General features: G+C 38.0%; 22 protein-coding genes and 1 pseudogene. 18 read left to right on the forward strand and 5 right to left on the reverse strand.

What is annotated here, in order from left to right; translation table 11 throughout:
• Positions 1-482 precede the first annotated feature (482 nt).
• The 10 genes from BW986_RS21455 to BW986_RS30875 all read left to right on the forward strand — a co-directional run bounded on the left by BW986_RS21455 (position 483) and on the right by BW986_RS30875 (position 7889).
• Positions 483-1640 (forward strand): trans-sulfuration enzyme family protein, encoded by a 1158-nt coding sequence (locus BW986_RS21455; RefSeq protein ID WP_076370544.1) that lies wholly within the window; start codon positions 483-485, stop codon positions 1638-1640.
• Positions 1641-1996: 356 nt separating this feature from the next.
• Positions 1997-2245, forward strand: a complete 249-nt coding sequence (locus BW986_RS31300) for a helix-turn-helix domain-containing protein (RefSeq protein WP_142244710.1) — start codon at positions 1997-1999, stop codon at positions 2243-2245.
• 436 nt (positions 2246-2681) lie between these two features.
• Positions 2682-3503: an amino acid ABC transporter substrate-binding protein gene (locus BW986_RS21460; protein ID WP_076370546.1), complete on the forward strand. Its 822-nt coding sequence runs from the start codon at positions 2682-2684 to the stop codon at positions 3501-3503.
• A 12-nt stretch (positions 3504-3515) separates the two neighbouring features.
• On the forward strand, positions 3516-4199 hold the full coding sequence (locus BW986_RS21465) for an amino acid ABC transporter permease (RefSeq protein WP_076370548.1): 684 nt from the start codon (positions 3516-3518) through the stop codon (positions 4197-4199).
• A gap of 20 nt (positions 4200-4219) precedes the next feature.
• Positions 4220-4963 (forward strand): amino acid ABC transporter ATP-binding protein, encoded by a 744-nt coding sequence (locus BW986_RS21470; RefSeq protein WP_076370550.1) that lies wholly within the window; start codon positions 4220-4222, stop codon positions 4961-4963.
• A gap of 231 nt (positions 4964-5194) precedes the next feature.
• On the forward strand, positions 5195-5803 hold the full coding sequence (locus BW986_RS21475; RefSeq protein ID WP_076370552.1) for a cysteine dioxygenase family protein: 609 nt from the start codon (positions 5195-5197) through the stop codon (positions 5801-5803).
• A 165-nt stretch (positions 5804-5968) separates the two neighbouring features.
• Positions 5969-6946 (forward strand): thioredoxin-disulfide reductase, encoded by a 978-nt coding sequence (gene trxB, locus BW986_RS21480; RefSeq protein ID WP_076370554.1) that lies wholly within the window; start codon positions 5969-5971, stop codon positions 6944-6946.
• A 2-nt stretch (positions 6947-6948) separates the two neighbouring features.
• Entirely contained in the window at positions 6949-7290 is a 342-nt protein-coding gene (locus tag BW986_RS21485) for a thioredoxin family protein (protein ID WP_076370556.1), read from the forward strand.
• A 218-nt stretch (positions 7291-7508) separates the two neighbouring features.
• Positions 7509-7607, forward strand: coding sequence for an aspartyl-phosphate phosphatase Spo0E family protein (locus tag BW986_RS31305; protein ID WP_076370558.1), 99 nt, complete (start codon positions 7509-7511; stop codon positions 7605-7607).
• Positions 7608-7757: 150 nt separating this feature from the next.
• Positions 7758-7889, forward strand: coding sequence for a hypothetical protein (locus BW986_RS30875; protein WP_260320919.1), 132 nt, complete (start codon positions 7758-7760; stop codon positions 7887-7889).
• Positions 7890-8085: 196 nt separating this feature from the next.
• On the opposite strand, the gene BW986_RS21495 is transcribed toward BW986_RS30875, so the two are convergent.
• Genes BW986_RS21495 through BW986_RS21505 form a run of 3 tightly spaced genes read right to left on the reverse strand, consistent with a single transcriptional unit; the run spans position 8086 to position 10845 of the window.
• Complete coding sequence (locus BW986_RS21495) at positions 8086-9174, reverse strand: NAD(P)H-dependent flavin oxidoreductase (RefSeq protein ID WP_076370560.1); 1089 nt, start codon at positions 9172-9174, stop codon at positions 8086-8088.
• Between the two features lie 34 nt (positions 9175-9208).
• A complete protein-coding gene (locus BW986_RS21500) occupies positions 9209-10411 on the reverse strand; it encodes a YbfB/YjiJ family MFS transporter (protein ID WP_076370562.1) in 1203 nt (400 codons plus the stop codon).
• Between the two features lie 44 nt (positions 10412-10455).
• Positions 10456-10845, reverse strand: coding sequence for a tautomerase family protein (locus BW986_RS21505; protein ID WP_076370564.1), 390 nt, complete (start codon positions 10843-10845; stop codon positions 10456-10458).
• A gap of 164 nt (positions 10846-11009) precedes the next feature.
• Here BW986_RS21505 and BW986_RS21510 point away from each other — a divergent pair, with 164 nt between their 5' ends.
• The 6 genes from BW986_RS21510 (at position 11010) to BW986_RS21535 (ending at position 15972) form a co-directional block, all read left to right on the forward strand.
• Positions 11010-11900: a LysR family transcriptional regulator gene (locus BW986_RS21510; RefSeq protein ID WP_076370566.1), complete on the forward strand. Its 891-nt coding sequence runs from the start codon at positions 11010-11012 to the stop codon at positions 11898-11900.
• Between the two features lie 355 nt (positions 11901-12255).
• On the forward strand, positions 12256-13446 hold the full coding sequence (locus BW986_RS21515) for a macrolide family glycosyltransferase (protein WP_076370568.1): 1191 nt from the start codon (positions 12256-12258) through the stop codon (positions 13444-13446).
• A gap of 262 nt (positions 13447-13708) precedes the next feature.
• Positions 13709-14344 carry a Type 1 glutamine amidotransferase-like domain-containing protein gene (locus tag BW986_RS21520; protein WP_076370570.1) on the forward strand — a complete coding sequence of 212 codons (636 nt, stop codon included), beginning with the start codon at positions 13709-13711 and terminating at the stop codon, positions 14342-14344.
• Between the two features lie 159 nt (positions 14345-14503).
• A complete protein-coding gene (locus BW986_RS21525; RefSeq protein ID WP_142244706.1) occupies positions 14504-14923 on the forward strand; it encodes a VOC family protein in 420 nt (139 codons plus the stop codon).
• 528 nt (positions 14924-15451) lie between these two features.
• Positions 15452-15715, forward strand: coding sequence for a hypothetical protein (locus BW986_RS21530; RefSeq protein ID WP_076370572.1), 264 nt, complete (start codon positions 15452-15454; stop codon positions 15713-15715).
• 62 nt (positions 15716-15777) lie between these two features.
• Positions 15778-15972, forward strand: coding sequence for a hypothetical protein (locus BW986_RS21535; protein ID WP_076370574.1), 195 nt, complete (start codon positions 15778-15780; stop codon positions 15970-15972).
• A gap of 72 nt (positions 15973-16044) precedes the next feature.
• Here the strand turns inward: BW986_RS21535 and hepT are convergent, their stop codons facing one another.
• Positions 16045-16461 (reverse strand): type VII toxin-antitoxin system HepT family RNase toxin, encoded by a 417-nt coding sequence (gene hepT, locus BW986_RS30880; RefSeq protein WP_076370671.1) that lies wholly within the window; start codon positions 16459-16461, stop codon positions 16045-16047.
• A gap of 30 nt (positions 16462-16491) precedes the next feature.
• Positions 16492-16836 (reverse strand): annotated as a pseudogene (gene mntA, locus BW986_RS30885) (type VII toxin-antitoxin system MntA family adenylyltransferase antitoxin); the annotation flags it as partial.
• Between the two features lie 417 nt (positions 16837-17253).
• Here mntA and BW986_RS21550 point away from each other — a divergent pair.
• A complete protein-coding gene (locus BW986_RS21550; protein ID WP_076370576.1) occupies positions 17254-18258 on the forward strand; it encodes a phosphotransferase enzyme family protein in 1005 nt (334 codons plus the stop codon).
• An 11-nt stretch (positions 18259-18269) separates the two neighbouring features.
• Positions 18270-18803: a GNAT family N-acetyltransferase gene (locus tag BW986_RS21555; protein WP_076370578.1), complete on the forward strand. Its 534-nt coding sequence runs from the start codon at positions 18270-18272 to the stop codon at positions 18801-18803.
• Positions 18804-18858: the final 55 nt, after the last annotated feature.

An 18858-nucleotide genomic window follows, 5' to 3' on the forward strand; every position in this document is an offset into this window, starting at 1 on the left:
AACTAACGAGTGCGTTAGTTCATAAAGGTGTATAAAAAAAGCCTGTATCAATGATTACTCGGTAATCTAAGGTACAGGCTTTATATTTAGGTAACTTTTATATATATTTAAAGATCATAGGCTTTTCAACTGGATAATTATAAAGAAAGGACAGGATCAGGTTGATCCTCTATTTTGATCAAAGAAGGAACAGTGACTTGTCTTCAAAATGAAATACCAAGAAGTTAGAATGGCAGCTAAATTCTTTTCAATTTTAGAAAAATATTATCAATATTGCTAAATTGGTAATTTCGATAATTACTATGTTTTGCAGGGAACCTTGCCAAAAATGAAAATAAATAAAGAATTTTAATAGTAAAACTGTAGATTTTATAAGGTTTACAGAATTGGCATAATTTTTGCATATAAAGATTTGCATACAACTAATGAGAAAATAAAAACGGCAGCATTTCAGATTACTAAAATTAGGAGGCATAATAATAATGAACTATTCATCAAAGCTAGTAAAAGTAAATAAAGATCCAGGGCATGGCTCACACATCTCTCCTGTTTATATGACTTCAACATTTGTTTTTGATAATGCAGAAGTAGGAGCACAACGCTTCGCAGGTGAAGATCCAGGATTTATGTATTCACGTCTGGGAAATCCAAATGTAAGAGAACTGGAAGAGAAGGTAGCGGCATTGGAATTTGGTGAAGGTTGTTTGGCTTTCTCATCTGGCATGGCTGCTATAACTGGCTGCCTTTTGGGTGTTTTGCAGGCAGGAGATCACGTTGTTGCACACACAGCGTTGTATGGGGCGACGCACGCATTTCTATCCAAAACGGTAAAGAAATTTGGAATTGATGTAACATTTGTACCATTTAAGACAGGGGAAGAGCTTGAACCACACATTACAGATAGAACGAAAGTGGTTTACTTCGAAACTCCTTCTAATCCCACGCTTTCCTTAGTGGATATGAAGAGTGTAGCGGCGATCGCTAAGCAAAAGGGTATTTTGACTATTGTTGATAATACGTTTTTGTCCCCATATTTACAAAATCCTATTCTATGCGGCATTGATATTGTTGTCCACAGTGCAACGAAATATTTGTCGGGTCATGGATATCTTATTGGCGGACTAGTGATTTCCAGCAAGGAAATTATTGATCCGATGAGAAAAGAAGTGCAGAAGACTATGGGAGCAAATTTGGCCCCTATGGATGCCTGGCTTCTCTTTCAGGGGATACGTACATTGCACATTCGCATGGACCGCTCACAAGAAAATGCACAAATTTTGGCTGAACGCTTGGAAAAACATAAGGCTATAGAGAAGGTTTATTTTCCAGGGCTAGCAAGTTTTGAAGATAAAAATATCATGGAGAAACAAATGAAAGGTCCTGGAGCAATGATTTCTTTTGTCTTGAAGGGGGGATACGAAACAGGTGTTAAAGTTATGAATTCTGTAAAACTGAGTACTTTAGCAGTTTCCCTAGGAGATGTAGGTACATTAATCCAACATCCAGCTTCGATGACACATGCGATAATCCCTAAAGAAGAAAGAGAAAAAGCAGGCCTTTATGATGGACTCGTTCGTTTTTCGGTTGGCATTGAAGATGTAGAAGATATATGGAAGGATCTCGAAATGGCATTAGAATAAAGGTACAGCTGAAGGAATTGTCAATTTCATTGCGGTTAATGGCATGAATAGCAAATTAATATTCATATTTAAGAGATTAGCGAACCAAGGAGCCAAGTAATGTATAGAAAGGAAAAGGGAAGCTCCTGAAATCTGATAGAATCAGTGCAGTATCAATCATCGAGGGTCGTTTTCTTCCGCAATCGGGGATAGGAATTGAACCGGGAGATTTGTTGAGTGTTTAGGTTAAATATAATCTGGAAAAATCCAACCAGGTAAAGAAGATGTAAAATGCTATTACCCATTGGCTTTAGAATTAAATCATGTCATTGAAGAACGGAATAATCAGTATATGAGATGTTTTCAATGTTAGGAAAATCCTTGTATTAGTAGCGGAAGAATTAAAAATTAGTTTATCGACACTTTATCGTAAGCTAAAACGATACAATCTAAAAGTTTTATCCACTTTACCTAAGATTGCAAATTTTATTTGCAATCTTTTTTCGTCTCCGTGGTGGATATTTCGCATATTTGGAAATATTTATTCCGAATTTGGGAAGCGAAAAACAGTGCGGATCGGTAGGTTACCACTATATTCGTCGCGGATATGGGAATTTATCAACTAGTTCGATAGAAGGGATGTTGAATTAACAAGGATTTTATTTTGGCACAACTCTTGCAAATAATATGTATGATAACGAAAAGGAGGAGGTGGAGTCCATTTGAAAAGTATAGATAAAATTTACAGAATATTAAAAATATACAGAATATAAAACACATTCTTGAAACAAAATCAACCGAAAAACTTTACAAATTAGCTGTTATTTGAGGGCTGTTTATGGAAACCAGTGTATATCTGACTTCGAAAGATTGAATGAAAAGCCGTCCCTTAATGAGCAATTTGGTTGTTGTTGTCGGCACAGATTTAATTGTAAATGAATTTCCAAAATGGACAGAACCACCTTTTATAAGGTATTTACCTTTTTGGCTTCAAACAGAAAGAATAATCAAACTGAAAATTATGACACTATTTATACAACGCTGGTGAGGGGGGAATTATTTATGAAAAAGAGTTTCATCATCATCGCTTTTTCGATACTCGTAGCACTTGTATTATCTGCGTGCGGAAAGCCTGAAAATCAGGCAGCAAGTCAACCAGGCAAACAGGCAGATGAGAGCAGGGATATACTAGAGCAAATTAAATCAAGAGGGACCATTAAAATTGGAACAGAAGGAACCTTTGCACCTTTTAGCTACCATGATTCTTCAGGGAAGTTAACCGGTTTTGATGTTGAAATCGCGGAGGAAGTAGCAAAAAGACTTGGTGTGAAACCAGAATTCATTGAAACCCAATGGGACGGTATGTTCGCAGGACTCGATTCAAAGCGGTTCGATATTATTGCTAATAATGTAGGAATTACTCCTGACCGCCAGAAAAAATACGATTTTTCAGTGCCGTATATTATGTCAAAACCTTTCTTAATTGTTCACAAGGACAATAATACGATTAAATCATTTGAAGATTTGAAAGGAATAAAATCAGCTCAGACATTAACTAGTAACTATAAAGATATAGCAGCATCCTATGGTGCTGAGATCGTTGGAGTAGAAGGTTTTAATCAATCCATTGATTTATTACTTTCAAAACGTGCGGATGCGGTTGTAAATGACGGACTATCCTACCTAGATTTCAAAAAGCAAAAACCTGATGCACCGGTTAAAACTGTCGCAGAACTTGATGATCCGGCAAAAATGGGGGTCATGATGAGAAAAGGGAATAAAGAATTGGAAGAGGCCGTAAATAAAGCGCTTTCCGACATGATGAAGGATGGTAAATATTTAAGTATTTCACAAAAATATTTTGGAAAAGATGTTTCAAAATAGGGAGGGTTCTACATGTTTGCTGATGAAAGAATGGACCAAATTGTTGACATCATTGTAAATTCCTTTTTCCCGATGTTAAAAGCTGGGGTTGCGTTTACGGTTCCCTTGACATTAGTATCCTTTTTACTGGGACTCCTTCTTGCTTTACTTACGGCATTAGCTCGAATCTCGGGAATTAAACTCCTAGACGCTGTTGCAAGATTTTATGTATGGGTGATTAGGGGAACACCGCTGCTTGTTCAGTTGTTTATCATTTTCTATGGCCTTCCGAGTATAGGCATTACGATTAGCCCCCTTCCTGCTGCGATTATCGGTTTTACGCTTAGTGTTGGCGCCTACAACTCAGAGATTATTCGTGCGGCTATACTCTCCATTTCCAAAGGTCAATGGGAGGCGGCTTATTCTATTGGGATGAGCTATCCGCAGGCATTAAAAAGAATTATTCTCCCTCAGGCAACAAGGGTATCTGTCCCGCCTTTGGCAAACAGTTTTATTAGCTTGGTAAAGGATACATCGTTGGCTGCTACCATTACGGTGACTGAAATGTTTAGAGTTGCTCAGCAAATTACCGCAACAACCTATGAACCATTGGTACTCTATTGTCTAGCAGGATTTATTTATTTGATTTTCAGTACCGTTCTTTCGAATGCACAAGGACAGATGGAAAAACGGCTCGATCGTTATGTGACGGGCTAATTTGATAGGGGGAACTATACATGATTGAAATAAAGAACCTGCATAAACAATTTGGACAAACAGAGGTTTTAAAGGGAATCGATCTAAAAATTGAGGAAGGCAATACAGTTTGTATTATTGGGCCATCGGGTTCAGGGAAAACAACCTTGTTACGTTGCCTGAATTTATTGGAAACGCCTACAGAAGGGACCATTAAGCTTGGAAAGTTTTCTTTGGATTTTCAGGATAAAAAATCAGTTCCAAAAGATAAGGTAATTAAGTTCCGTCAACAAACGGGTATGGTTTTCCAAGGTTACAATTTGTTCCCTCATATGACTGCACTTGAAAATGTTATGGAAGGTCTTGTTTACGTTCGTAAACAAGACAAGGAAGCCTCTCGTACGAAGGCTCTTCAATTGCTGAAAAAGGTAGGATTATCGGAACGGGCGAACCACTATCCATCCCAGCTATCCGGTGGACAACAACAACGTGTAGGAATTGCACGGGCGATGGCTATGGAACCTGAAGTTCTGCTTTTTGATGAACCTACTTCCGCGTTAGATCCTGAGTTAGTTGGTGAGGTTCTAAAGGTCATGAAAGAACTTGCTAAAGAGGGAATGACCATGGTTGTAGTGACACATGAAATGAATTTTGCGCGTGAAGCAGCGGATAAAGTCGTATTTATTGATAAAGGTGTAATCGTTGAAGAAGGAACACCTCAACAAATTTTTGAACAAACAGGGCATGAACGGACATTACAATTTTTAAATAGACTTTGTTCATAGGTAAGGACCGATAGCCTAAGCTGCGGAAGAATGGAAAACTCGTTACTCGGCACTTTCCCGCAGGTTAGGACGACAGAATCTTATAACTTTACCCTAGGATTGCAAATTTCAATTGCAATCTTTTTTTGAATAATTAAGAAAAGGAAAAAGCCCTACTTCAGTTAGAACAAGCAGTCAAGCAACTTTCCCATACAGGAAAGTAAAACATAAGAATATTGAGGAGGAATTAAAATGGATCACATGAATAAATATGATTTCAAAAATTTTGTTCAAGATATGACGGTTATGGTGGAACGGAGTCAGAATGATAACGAATGTGTTGTGGAAGCAGAAAGGTTAGTTGGTAAATTAATTCAATCCCAATCATGGCTTCCTTTTGAGAAAAGAAGACCAAGTGAGGAAGGCTACTCGCGGCATCTGTTGTATTGTGACCCAGAGAATCGTTTCGAAGTGATCGCGCTAGTCTGGAAGCCCGGCCAGAAGACCACTCTTCATGATCACGATGATACATGGGGAGCAGAAGGAGTTGTCGCGGGTAAGGTTAAAGTGACTAATTATATACGATTAGAGGAATTATCTGGGGGCAATATTGTTAAGTTACAGCATACTGATACCATCATTGTAAACGAGCAGAATACAGGAAAGCTACTGCCTCCAGCAGACTGTCATATCTTGGAGGGGGTAGGTAATAAATCAGCTATCACGATCCATGTTTATGGAAAGCAATTGAGAAAATTTCGGGTATTCACCCCTTTAGACGAAGAGGGGCTATATCTTGCAAAAGAAAAGCGGGTTGAATACTCCCCTGCTTTGGCTTTTAATCCACCGTTTGAAATTTGAGTTGGTACATTTTTCTTGGTCTTGAAAAAAATTTTCTCAAACGTGATAGGAAATAGGAATGATTAACCTATAAGAGGCTGAAAAAATAGTGATTTTGCAAGGAATTAAAGGTTGGCACGAATATTGCAAATTAATATTCATGACTAAGAGATAAGGAGGTAAGCGATGTATAAAGCCGTTATTCTAGGGACTGGACCTGCTGGGTTAACCGCAGCAATCTATTTAGCACGTGCTAACATAAGTCCTTTGGTCATTGAAGGGCCTGAACCAGGGGGGCAATTGACATTGACAACAGATGTCGAGAATTTTCCTGGTTTTCCTGAAGGGATTATGGGACGAGAGTTGATGCAGAACATGCCAAAGCAAGCTGAGTTTTTTGGAGCAAAGTTTATAAGAGGCTGGGTTAAAAAAGTCGACTTTTCCAATAACCCTTTTACCTTAACGGTGGAAGGAGTAGGGGAGCTTAAAACGCAATCTTTAATCATTTCAACGGGAGCTTCAGCGAAACTTTTGGAGATTCCAGGGGAAAGAGAAAATATTGGGCGTGGGGTAAGCACCTGTGCAACATGCGATGGATTTTTCTTTAGAGGAAAGAAAATTATCGTTGTCGGGGGCGGAGATTCTGCTATGGAGGAAGCAAATTTTTTAACGAAGTTTGCTTCGGAGGTTCGGGTTGTCCACCGCAGAAAGGAGCTTCGCGCTTCCCAAATTATGCAAGACCGTGCCAAAAAGAATCCAAAAATTACGTGGAGCTTAAATTCCATTCCTGAAGAAGTGATCGCAGGGGATCGACACGTTACTGGCTTGAAAGTAAAAAACAGCGAAACAGGAAAAGAGGAAATTCTGGAAGCTGATGGTATTTTCATTGCCATTGGGCACAAACCGAATACAGCATTTTTAGACAATCAAATCAAAACGGACGATATTGGATATATCATGGTGAATCCTGGTACTACCGAAACGAATATCCCAGGTGTATTTGCCTGCGGGGATGTTCAAGATCATAAATACCGCCAAGCCATTACGGCTGCGGGAAGTGGTTGTATGGCTGCTCTGGATTGCGAAAAATATCTTGATGCAAGTGAATTATGTAGTGGAAACAATCAATCTATCAATGAGAACCAAATATGGGGAGGATTTTAATAATGAAAGAGATTAAAACAAAACAAGAGTTTGAAGAGGCGATTTTATCAACAAAACCAGTTATGGCCAAATTCTATGCCGAATATTGCCCAGACTGTCAGCATACCGATTTATTTATGCCCATCTTGGAAGAAGCGTATAGAGAAAAAGTAGATATGATTGCAGTAAATCGTGAACATTTTCCAGAGGTATTAGAGAAGCTGGATGTGTACGGAATCCCAAGCTTTATTGTTTTTAAAGAAGGGAAGGAACTGAACCGCTTTGTAAGTAAAGTTGGAAAAAGTCAGGAAGAGGTTGAACAGTTTCTTAATCAAATTTTAGAGGGAAGTGGAAAACTAGGATAGAAAATCCTTGCCTGGAGCCAATAAATATTGAGCAGTCACTCAATATTTATTGGCCATTTTTTTAGTCTCAACAATCTTATCAACTTATTTTAATAGAAACTATACAGTTTTTAGAGTGCATTTAGTAGATGAATATTGTATGACCTTTTTTGCTTCAAGGGGGATAAGAAATAGAACTTATGAAATATGTGAAGGAATAAAATGATCTAAAATCCAAAATGGAGTCATCAGCATTAAAGTATGGCCTATGTGATTCAAGAACGATTGAATATAGCCAGGAATTAGATCTATTACTTAATAAAATTATGAAAAATTAGATACAGGATTAAAACAGTTTAAACGTCTTAATGATTTGTCAGGAGGAACAGAGGATGAAAACAACAAAACGATTCCAAAAAGGCGTATAAAATTTGGAGGCAAGAGTAAGCTAACATACGTATATAAGCTGCCGCGGGAGGTGAGTAAGTATGAGTAATGATGCAAGAGGTTCTAAAAAAAACAAACCAAATGATGCAAACCATGTGAATGCTGCGACGAAAGCCCATCAAAGACGAATTTCAGAAAAGAATAACCAAGAGAATAATGATAAGAAAGAATAATGGGGAGATTCAGTAGTGACTGATTTTTTTTGATTCCACTATAAATTTCTTCTCATATAACAAATAAAGAATATAGAAAAAATTTTTACTAGAGAACTGATATATCGACATCAGTTCTCTTTATTGATTTATCACGCAAGACTTGATACTGCAATAAATGGAACGGGTGGGGATGAAGTTATCCAACAAACTGTTATTAAAGAGAAGTGAGCTGCTGCCTCAACATTTTAGCTTCAGACATAATATCTTTCATTAATCTTTCAACGGGTTGACTTTTGGCTAATCTTGGACTTTGTCCAGACCAGAGTGACATGAAATCTTGATTATTTTGTCCACTGCTCGTTTTTCTAATTACTTGAGTTAATAGGTTTTGAACAGGAAAATCGGGTACAAGCAATTCATGCTCCAGCATATCTGCAATAAATTTGTTTTTAATACCTCTTGCCCATTTACCAGAAAAGGCACGAGTAAAGGTTGTCTGGTCTTCATCACTATTCAATATGGCTTCTTTATGTACCTTGTGTGCCCCACTTTCTATACAAGTCAAGAAAGCTGTGCCCATTTGTACACCTTGTGCCCCTAAGAAGAGTGAAGCCATTAATCCTCTTCCATCCATAATTCCTCCTGCAGCAATAACGGGTATGCTCACATTGTCAACAACCTGCGGAATAAGTGACATTAAACCTACCAGGCTCTCCTGATGACCATCAATAAAGTTCCCGCGGTGCCCGCCAGCTTCACTGCCTTGCATAACAACCATATCCATTCCCGCTTTTTCATTTTCAACGGCTTCCCTAACCGTTGTAGCTGTTCCTATAAGAGTGATGTTATGCTGTTTTAATTCATCCATCACTTCCTTAGGAGGAATACCAAATGTAAAGGAACAAATGGAAATATTCTCTTCAATGACAACCTGAACTTGTTCAATGAAGCTTTCATGAATTTTTTTATACTCAGGAATGTCAAAGCTGTCTGTTCGTTCTAAATGTAATTGCTTACGAATGGTGTGTAAAAGCTGGTTGGCTGATTGGACCGCTTCAGGCGTTACGTTAAATTCGTTTGGCACGAATAGATTGATGCCAAAAGGGTTTGGCGTTAACTGCTTGATTTCTCTAATCTGCTCTCTCGTTTGTATGGGTGTCTGATAGCCTGCCCCGATCATTCCAAGTCCCCCAGCATTGGATACCTCGGCCACTAAATCCGAAGTGGTGATCCCGCCAGCCATAGGAGCTTGTATAATAGGATTCTTAATCTTCAAATGCTTCATCATTTCATTATTCAACATCATTGACTCCCCCAATTTTGTATTTTGATCCCACTTAATTCTCTTCTGTTTTTTTTATATTGGATGGATGAACGTTAGGGTTGATCTCGAAATGAATCCCACTTGAAAGCAAAATTGCCCCAAAGAAGACAACACTCGCTGCGCCAATAAAAGCAGCATTGAAATCATGTGTGAGTGATGATAAAACCCCAGCAAGGGTTGGTCCTATCAACTGTCCAATAGCATAAATAGCGGTAAGCATGCCAATGGTCCGATTGCTATCAGATGGATTCATTTCCCGTCCCAATGTTGTAGCCAGGGTGGTGATACCCATAAACGTGGCTCCAAATAATAAAGCACTTATGACAAAACTTGTTTTTGACATCCAAAAGGCTGGCATCGCAATACCCAAGGATTGCAGAGCCATTGCAAGCACTAAAGATTTAATGAATCCCCATTTTTTAGCTAGTAAAGACCAGATGAGACAGGATGGAATCGCGGCCAATCCCACCATCATCCAAACTAAGGTAGCACCATTATGAAAGTATGAGGTCTTTTCAGCGATGGATACGATAAACGTTCCTGTAACAATGTAACCTAATCCTTCTAAACCATACGCAATAATCAACCATATAAGCCATTTAGCGGGGGGCACTTTTACAATCATATCTTGTTTATCTTTCTTCCCGACAACGTTAGGGGGATCATCGAGCCAGATCCAAACAAAGATAGCAAGAAGTCCACTCACAACAGCTAGCCCTATCCATGTTCCTTCCCACCGAAATACATGGTTTAAAGTCGGAATCATTAGACTGGATAAAAAGATTCCCAAACCTACTCCCCCATAAAAAACCCCCGACCAACTGGTTTTTCTTATAGTTGCAAGTTTATCTAACACGATACCGGAGGCTGAGACCAACACAAAGGCACTGGCAAATCCTGATAGAAAGCGAAGTCCATTCCAAAGTAAAGGAGAGTATGAGAGACCCATCAGGGCAGTGGTTAAGATACTGATGATCAGACTTATTCTTAACAAACTGGTTCTATACTTCTTAAAAGGAATGGCACCTGCTAAAATTGCTCCAAGCAAATATCCTGCGTAATTACTGGATGCTAGATAACCAGCAACTGTATTTGATAAAGAAAGTTCTTTTTGCATAAGGGGAAGAATGGGAGTATATGCAAATCTTCCAATCCCCATAGCAATGATTAAAGAAAATATTCCCCCTATTAAAAAAAGATAAGATTGATTCTTCAAAGATTCTCCTCCAAAAATTGTATACTATACGCATACATTCATAGCTATAATGAACCTGTTAGAAACTGTGCTTCCCCTCCTCCAAAACTCCAGTCAGCATCGCTGTTTTCCGTTATGGAGACCATCAAGTCCTGTGGAGAAATCCCACAGTCCGATTCAAGTTTATGAGCAAGAAGTGAGTATAAGGTTTCTTTCTGTTTTACCGTTCTTTTTTTACTTACAATACTGATGATTACTAGGTCTCTGCTTCTTTTAAACCCCAGTCCGGTATCCTCGATCATTAGTTCATGCGGCGGGTGCTGATGAACGATTTGATAACGATCGCTTTCAGGCACCTGGAAAGCTTCCACCATCGCATGGTGAGCCGAATCCAATAATTTTTTTAACGTTTCTTCGCTTCTTCCTTCTACCAAATCAAAACGTAATAATGGCATTTTGTTTATCCCCCTCAAAATAAATAATGGTTTTAGAGTGTCCATTTACATGTAGGATATTATAAGCATATCTTTTATTTGCTATATGGTATAATACTTAAAATTTATATTTGGTATCACTCTTATTGATGGCTAAAAGATAAATCAACTAAGGAGAGATTATTTTGGATTTGCATTCATTAAAAATTTTCCAGAGTGTTGCTAAGATGGGGAGTATTTCTCAAGCAGCGAGGGAACTTCAATATGCACAGTCAAATATCACGATGAAAATACAGCAGTTGGAATCGGATCTTCAAACAACTCTTTTTTATAGACATAATCGTGGAACTGCATTAACTGACAAAGGAAGCATGTTGCTAACATATACAGAAAAAATATTCGATCTTATAGAGGAAACCAAAAATATGATGAATGATGATCAAACACCTAGAGGTCCGTTAACTATTGGTTCAATGGAAACGACCGCAGCAGTTCGCTTACCAGTCTTGTTTTCAAAGTATCATAAAGATTTTCCAGAGGTCGATTTAACTTTAAAAACAGGCTCCACTGAACAAAATATTCAAGCTGTGCTTCAGAATGAATTGGATGGAGCATTTGTGGCTGGACCCATTAATCACCCTGATCTCATTCAGAAAGAAGTGTTCGAAGAGGAACTAATTCTCATTACAGATACAGCCCATCCTCCTATATCATCTATCGAAGATATTCAAACAAGGACGCTGCTTGTATTTCATGCAGGGTGTGCTTATCGGGAAAAGTTTGAACTATGGTTAAAACAAGAGAAGATGATACCCAATAAGATAATGGAGTTTGGCACTATAGATGGGATCATCGGTTGTGTCGCAGCTGGTCTAGGAATAAGTATGCTTCCACAAAGTGTTATTGCAAAGCATGAACAAGACGGCCTTAGGCAACATTCAATTCCCAATCTATGCGGAAAAGTCAAAACAGTATTCATTTATCGAAAAGATAAGTATGCACCTGCGTCTTTAATAAAATTTATCAATATGTTAAGTGATGAGGAGGAATTGGTAGAAAATAAAAGGTTCATTTAAGCGGGGGTTATATTAATAGGTCCTTTATTAAAGGCTGTTTTCGCATACTTTGTTGCTATTTACCAAGTAAAGCGGTGTGTTTGATTTCCCCTCCAGATGCTCGCTTTCCGCTGCTCCCGCAGGAGTCTCGCACTTGCGCTCCAATCAACCTTAAATCGTTTCGTTCTTAAAAAACAATCTTTACGAAAAGAGCCTTATGTAGAATGGTATTTAAACGATATTAATTTTAGATTACATGGGTTATTAGGAGTTTGAGGTTTTCGAGTATTGTACTATGATAAATTTAAATTATTTAAGTTGGGAAGGGTAAGGGACAGTGACCATACTCTTACAGAATGACCTAAGGAGTGATAAAATGGCACGTGTTTTATTTATTAATGGTGGATCAGAAGGACATATCAATCCAACTCTTGGAGTTGTGCAAGAGCTTATTTCGTGTGGAGAAGAGGTAGTGTACTTTACGATAGAAGCTTTTCGGGAGCGTATTGAGAAGACGGGAGCTACTGTACGAACATTTGACGGTGAAAAATTTATAAAAGCTTTTATCTCAGGTGGAAGAAATTATTTACTTGAAAGAATCAACGGTCTTTTACGTACGGCAGATATCGTCATACCTAGCGTTCTTGAACAGATCAAAGGAGAGCATTTTGATTACATCATCCACGATTCTATGTTTGGTTGTGGACATTTACTTGCCAAAATCCTTAAGCTTCCTGCAATCAATTCTTGTACTTCTTTTGCGCAGACAAAAGCATCATTCGATAAAATGTTGGAACAGCTTTCTGAAGGAATCCCTACACGTATATACGATGAATTTCAAAGCCTGACGGCAAGGGTGAAGGGGAAATATGATGTGGAGATCCATTCTCCTTACGAAGTTTTTTGTAATCTTGCACAACTTACAATCGTTTATACAACTAGGGAGTTTCAACCTATTGGAGAAGCATTCGACCAAACTTACAAATTTGTAGGTCCATCCATCTCTTCACGATTAAAACAGGATAACTTTGACCTTGCTGCTATCAAAGGACAAAGTCCCATTTACATTTCACTCGGGACAGTTTTTAACCGTGATGTTGATTTTTATAAGCTTTGTTTTGAAGCATTTGGAAATAGCAATCACACGGTTGTAATGTCGATCGGTCAACAAACCCCATTAATTGATTTAGGAGAGATCCCCCAAAACTTCATTGTAAAAAAATATGTTCCACAAACGGAAGTGCTAAAATACACGAAGTTATTTATCACACATGGTGGAATGAATAGTACCAATGAGGGGCTCTACTACGGGGTTCCGCTAATTGTAATCCCACAAAGCGCGGATCAGCCAATTATTGCAGGGCAAGTTGCCAATATCGGAGCAGGTATTAAATTACAAATGCAAAGCTTGACTGTAAATCAACTGCGTGAGGCCGCAGATCACGTGTTAAACGACCCATCTTTCCATAAAACTGTTTCAAATCTAAGGGAATCCTTTCAAAAATCGGGTGGATATCACCAAGCTGTTGATGAGATTTTTGAATTTAAAAGTCAATATGATATCTAAATATAAAAATTTCTCAGCTGCCATTGGTGACTGGTAAAAGGTTTTGAACAACAACAACCGAGAATGTTTCAAAAGATATTACGTCAGGGATAATTTAAACCTTGTTAAACTAACAGGTGCTGTAGCTGATGATCGGAGCTGTCTATAAGGCAGCTTTTTCTTTATGCAACTATCAGGCTGATAAGCGGTGACATATAAAGGTATTGTCCTTTTTACATAGAATATTTTAAGAGAATAGCAGCTGGCTAAATGGGGGATATATATGGATATTTGTTTTATTGGCGGCGGAAATCACACGAATAATGAATTAGTTGAAGTGTTCCTGGAACTCTCAAAAATGATTAAACCTGAAGCTAAGGTTTTAATAATTCCTTTTGCAACCGACAATTCCAGGTATGAAAGTTGGATGGCAAGTATCAGACAAGCTTTTTCAATAATGGAGAATGTAAGTATTGAATTATTAAACGAAGACCTTTCAGACAAAGAAATGAAAAAGTCTATAAATGAACATGATATTCTTTACTTTATTGGTGGAAGGCCAGAAAGGTTGATCCATGTTATAGAAGGAAAAGGACTTGCCCCAATTATCAAAGACTTTCAAGGTTTAATCATTGGTTATAGTGCGGGTTCATTAGCTTTCTGCAATGATTGCATAATAACAAAAGATAAAGACTATCCAGAAACGATAGTGATCAAGGGCTTGGGATTAGTCAGGTTTAGCGTCGAGGTCCATTACGAGGATAATATAGATGGAGATCTAATTTCCTTATCAAATGAACGAAAGATATATGCAATACCAAATGGAAGTGCAATTTTCTCCAAGAACGGGGAACCATTTAAAGTTACAAATGATATCTATTCCTTTCAAAATATGAAAAAGGAAATTGTGAACTCCTGAGTCTTAAAGAACTAGCTGGGGTTGGCGGGGAGAATGAAGGAAGCTTGAAAATGGACAGGTTAGCTATAAAGTCTAATTGTTAGCGTAATTAAAAGTTGAGTCAATGAACTCAATTTAAAAGCCTTCCAACAAATTCGATTTACAGAGAGGGATGGGACAATGGAAAGTAAATGGCCGAATGAAATGAAAGTAGCGCAAATCCGGGTTGCACGTCCTACTGATCAACTAAAAAAGGTTGTAAACTTCTATTGTGAAGGCTTAGGTTTGAAAAAGATCGGTTCTTTTGAAGAGCATGAGGGATATGACGGCATCATGATCGGGCTTCCAGATTCCAGCTATCATCTGGAGTTTACTCAGCATAAAGATGGCAGTCCTTGTCCTGCCCCAACAAAAGATAATCTGCTTGTCTTTTATATTCCTGAACGTAAAACCATTGAGGAAATCACGAATAGATTAAAAGGTATGGGCTATGAACCGGTTTCTCCGGAAAATCCATATTGGGAAAAATCCGGTGTTACCATTGAAGATCCGGATGGTTGGAGAATAGTATTAATGAATTCGCCCGGCATAGGAAATTAAATTTCACGAGTAAACAGGCTAAATTCACGAGTAAAAGCGTGGAATTCACGAGTAAATTGGTGAAACTCACGAGTAAATTGCTGAAATTCACGAGTAAATCGCTAAAACTCACTCGTAAATCGGCTAAACTCACGAGTAAACGCCGACTCACGAGTAAAAGCGTGGAATTCACGAGTAAATGCATAAATCTCACGAGTAAACAGGCTAAACTCACGAGTAAATCCCCGAAATTCACGAGTAAATGCTTAAATTTCACGAGTGAATTTTCTATATTTTGGTTTGTTGCAATACAATTGGCTTTATAAGGGTGTAAAAGAGATTGAAGAAGGCAATAATTTCCCTTTCATAAGCAGTTATTGGCGCTGGCGGATTCTGTTCATCGGAATCTGTTTATTCATCATTTTCACAACTGTACATTCATTCTTTCGTTAAAAAGCCTTATTTTAAAATTCTTGTAATGATTTATTTAGCCTTGGACATACTTAATTAAGATATCAAAAAGTAACATTCATTTAAGGAGGAAACCCAATGGCTAACGAAAATATACAAATGAAAATGGAGCATATTTGGCAGGATACATGTGGATCATGGGAAAACTGTACCGAAACCACAATTCAGTCATTCTTGGCGAAATCTCAAGAAAGCAATATAGACCCGCAATATTGCATGAGCTGGGTGGAACAACATAAAGCCGAAATACCTGAGTGGGATACCGTTTCAAAAGTGTCGCTTGACTGGGTTAATCAACATACCTCAACGGGTTCACCCATTTCAATCAAGGAAGATTTTTAAAAAGTTATCTTTGTCTGCTTATGATTGGTTCGAACTCTACTATGTTTAAGAGGTGAAGACAGTTGTCAAATAATGAGGAACAAAACGGTAAATCAAATCGTCGGGATCCAGATTACAAGGTTAATGCTTGGGATGAAATGAATGATGAAGATAAATTTGTACAATCAGCGATCCAAGAGGAATTCAATAATCCAGTAATTGAAGAAACGATCTTGAAGTTCAATAAGATAGCGAATGAAGAAGAAACGGAAACTTGATTTTGGACGCGCCCTATAGGGCGTTTTTTTTTGAAGTATGAACAAGCAGGAGCTTTTCGTTGGATACCTCTTTCACCGGGTACCTTGGAAATTCAGGATTTGTTTTGTATAAACAGTGAAATCGCTGAGATGATTCACTACGATTTGTTCTAAAATGTCTAAATTAATGTTTTGGTAATCATGAACAGCAATGTTTCTAAATCCAACCATAGCTTTTAAGCGCCTAGCTATATCTTCATTAATAACCGAATGATCCTTCAGCATATCAAAAGCATCCCTGCTTGATTGAGGCAACCCAAGTCTTTGATCAGCTACAATATGCATGGCCAGGTCAATCGAGGATTTGCATGCACGTTGTATATTAAGGATGATGGAATCTTGTTTCGTATAGTCCTTTAGGCTTTCTGGATTATTCGCGTATACAACCTTAACGCGGTTCATGCAACGCTCGATTACACTGGTCTTGTTCAAAATCACACTTTCCTCTATTTTTTTAAAGATAATTTCCCGTTCCTCATTCAATTTAGCGTACATGCTAAGAGCAATCATTTGTTGGTTTTTTAGAAGTGTGTCATCTTTTGAATAAATCACAATGCCGGTTGTGTATATTTGTGCCTGAAGAACGGTTGATGCTGTCTTTAGATTAATCAGGTCCACATCTATTTTCAGGATATCTGCCAGTTCCTGTGCCAATAAAAATAACTCATATGTAATATGTGATGAATCTTGACTGTAGAACGCTACATCGATGTCACTATCCCTATGTGCAGTGTTCTTCGCGTAAGAACCAAATACGAAGATAAAGGAAGGATCAATTTTGTCTATTAGGAACTTTTGGATACTTTGAAACATCTCTGTTTTCATAGAACACGCTCCCTAATGATAATAAGCATAGTATAACAAACATTAGTTTTCCTTTGTACTCGCCACAAAGAATCCTATGAAAAATATGGATTCATTTAAGAGTGGTGATGAGGAGCTCTGCTTCAGGGATGGGGGCAGAGTCCAAGATTAATAAAAAATAATATACAAATAAAGGGAAAAGGCATTTTGGTATCGTATAAAGCATAGTATAAATCGTTTTTATTAATGGCTGTTTTCGTAAAGATTATTGTTTTTAAAACGAAACGATTTAAGGTTGATTGGAGCGCAAGTGCGAGCCCCCCGCGGAAAGCGAGCATCTGGAGGGGAAATCAACCACACCGCATTACTTGTTAAATCGCAACAAAGTATGCGAAAACACCCTTATTTTTTTAGCAATATCATTAAGGAGTGAAGATCATGGAAGCGTCGGTAGAACGGATTTTTTCTAATGAATTGGTGAAATTGGCTGGGCATCTTTTTCAAGTGAATGCTGGGGACCCGGTTAAACTTGGAGATGCAGAGAACTATGTATTTGAGGTTTACAGGGATGGAACGCCATACATCTTAAGAATGACACATCAATCGCATCGTACAAAAGGTCAAGTGCTTGCTGAGTTAAAGTGGATTGAATATTTACAGAATAATAGTAGTGAAATTCCTAAAGTTCTCTCTTCGAAAGAAAATAACTTAGTTGAAATTGTAAAGGGTTCGGATGGTACGGAATTTTATTGTTGCCTGTTTGAAAAAGCTCCTGGTGTAAGGATGAAAGTCACTGATGAAAATTTCGATGGACCTTTATTTTTTGAATGGGGAAGAACGATTGGCCAAATGCATAAACAAACTAAAAACTATCAGCCTGAAACAAAATTTAAGAGGCTGGATTGGCATGAAGAGGAACTATTGAATGCCGAACTCTACCAATCCGATGTTCCAGAGCAATTGATGCACCAACAAGAATTAATCAAGAAGAAATTAAATGCCCTTCCGGTTCATCAAGATAATTTTGGATTGATCCATTCTGATATACATAACGGCAATTTCCATTTTCATGAGGGGAAGATTCATGTTTTTGACTTTGATGACTGTTCTTATCACTGGTTTGCCAGCGATTTGGCCATACCTCTGTACTATTTGATATGGAGTTTGGAACGTGAAGGGATAAAAGGGCTCGATGAATATGCCGCCAAGTTCATGCGGGAATTCATAAAAGGCTATGAAACGGAAAATATCCTGGCACCTGAGGAATACGAAGCGATTCCTCTATTTTTAAAGTTAAGGGATCTAACGTTATATAATTTTTTTCATAAAAAGTATGATTTGAAGAATGCGGATGGTCAATTATTCAAAACCGTCAAAAGTATCGAACAAAGAATAATTGAAAGCCGTCCTATTGTTCACTTCGATCCGAACATGGTTCATTAAGGGGGATTGGAATGTCAGAGATGAAAAATAATGGACTTGCATATCTGATTCGGACCGGTGAATTGGAAGATGCGGAAGCGGTTTTGGATGTACAGAATTCCGTTATTTCCGAAGGAGAGTATTTTATTGCGGTATCGGAGGAGTTCGATAAAACACCAGAACAACAAAGAGATTGGATCCGAAGGTTATTGGAAAATGAACGAGAAACCATCATCGTGGCCGAAATAAATGGTGAAGTGATTGGGTGGATAGGATTTCAATCGGAAAATAGGAAGAGAATGTCTCACAAGGGCTCATTTGGGGTGATGATCAGAAAAAAATACAGAGGGATGGGGATTGGAAAAGAGCTTATTAAAGCATTATTGGAATGGGCAGAAGCCAATCCGTTCATTGAAAAGGTGAGCTTGGGAGTTTTTTCAACAAATCAGCGGGCAATATCACTGTATAAAAGGCTGGGGTTTGTTGAAGAAGGACGTAAAATAAAGGAATTCAAGATGAGCGAACGTGAATACGTCGATGATATCATCATGTACAAAATGGTTTGAACAGACCAAAAGAGCATGAATCGATTCAATACATGCTCTTTCGGTTTGGTTATGT

This window comes from Peribacillus simplex, assembly GCF_900156045.1.
GTDB lineage: Bacteria > Bacillota > Bacilli > Bacillales > DSM-1321 > Peribacillus > Peribacillus simplex_D.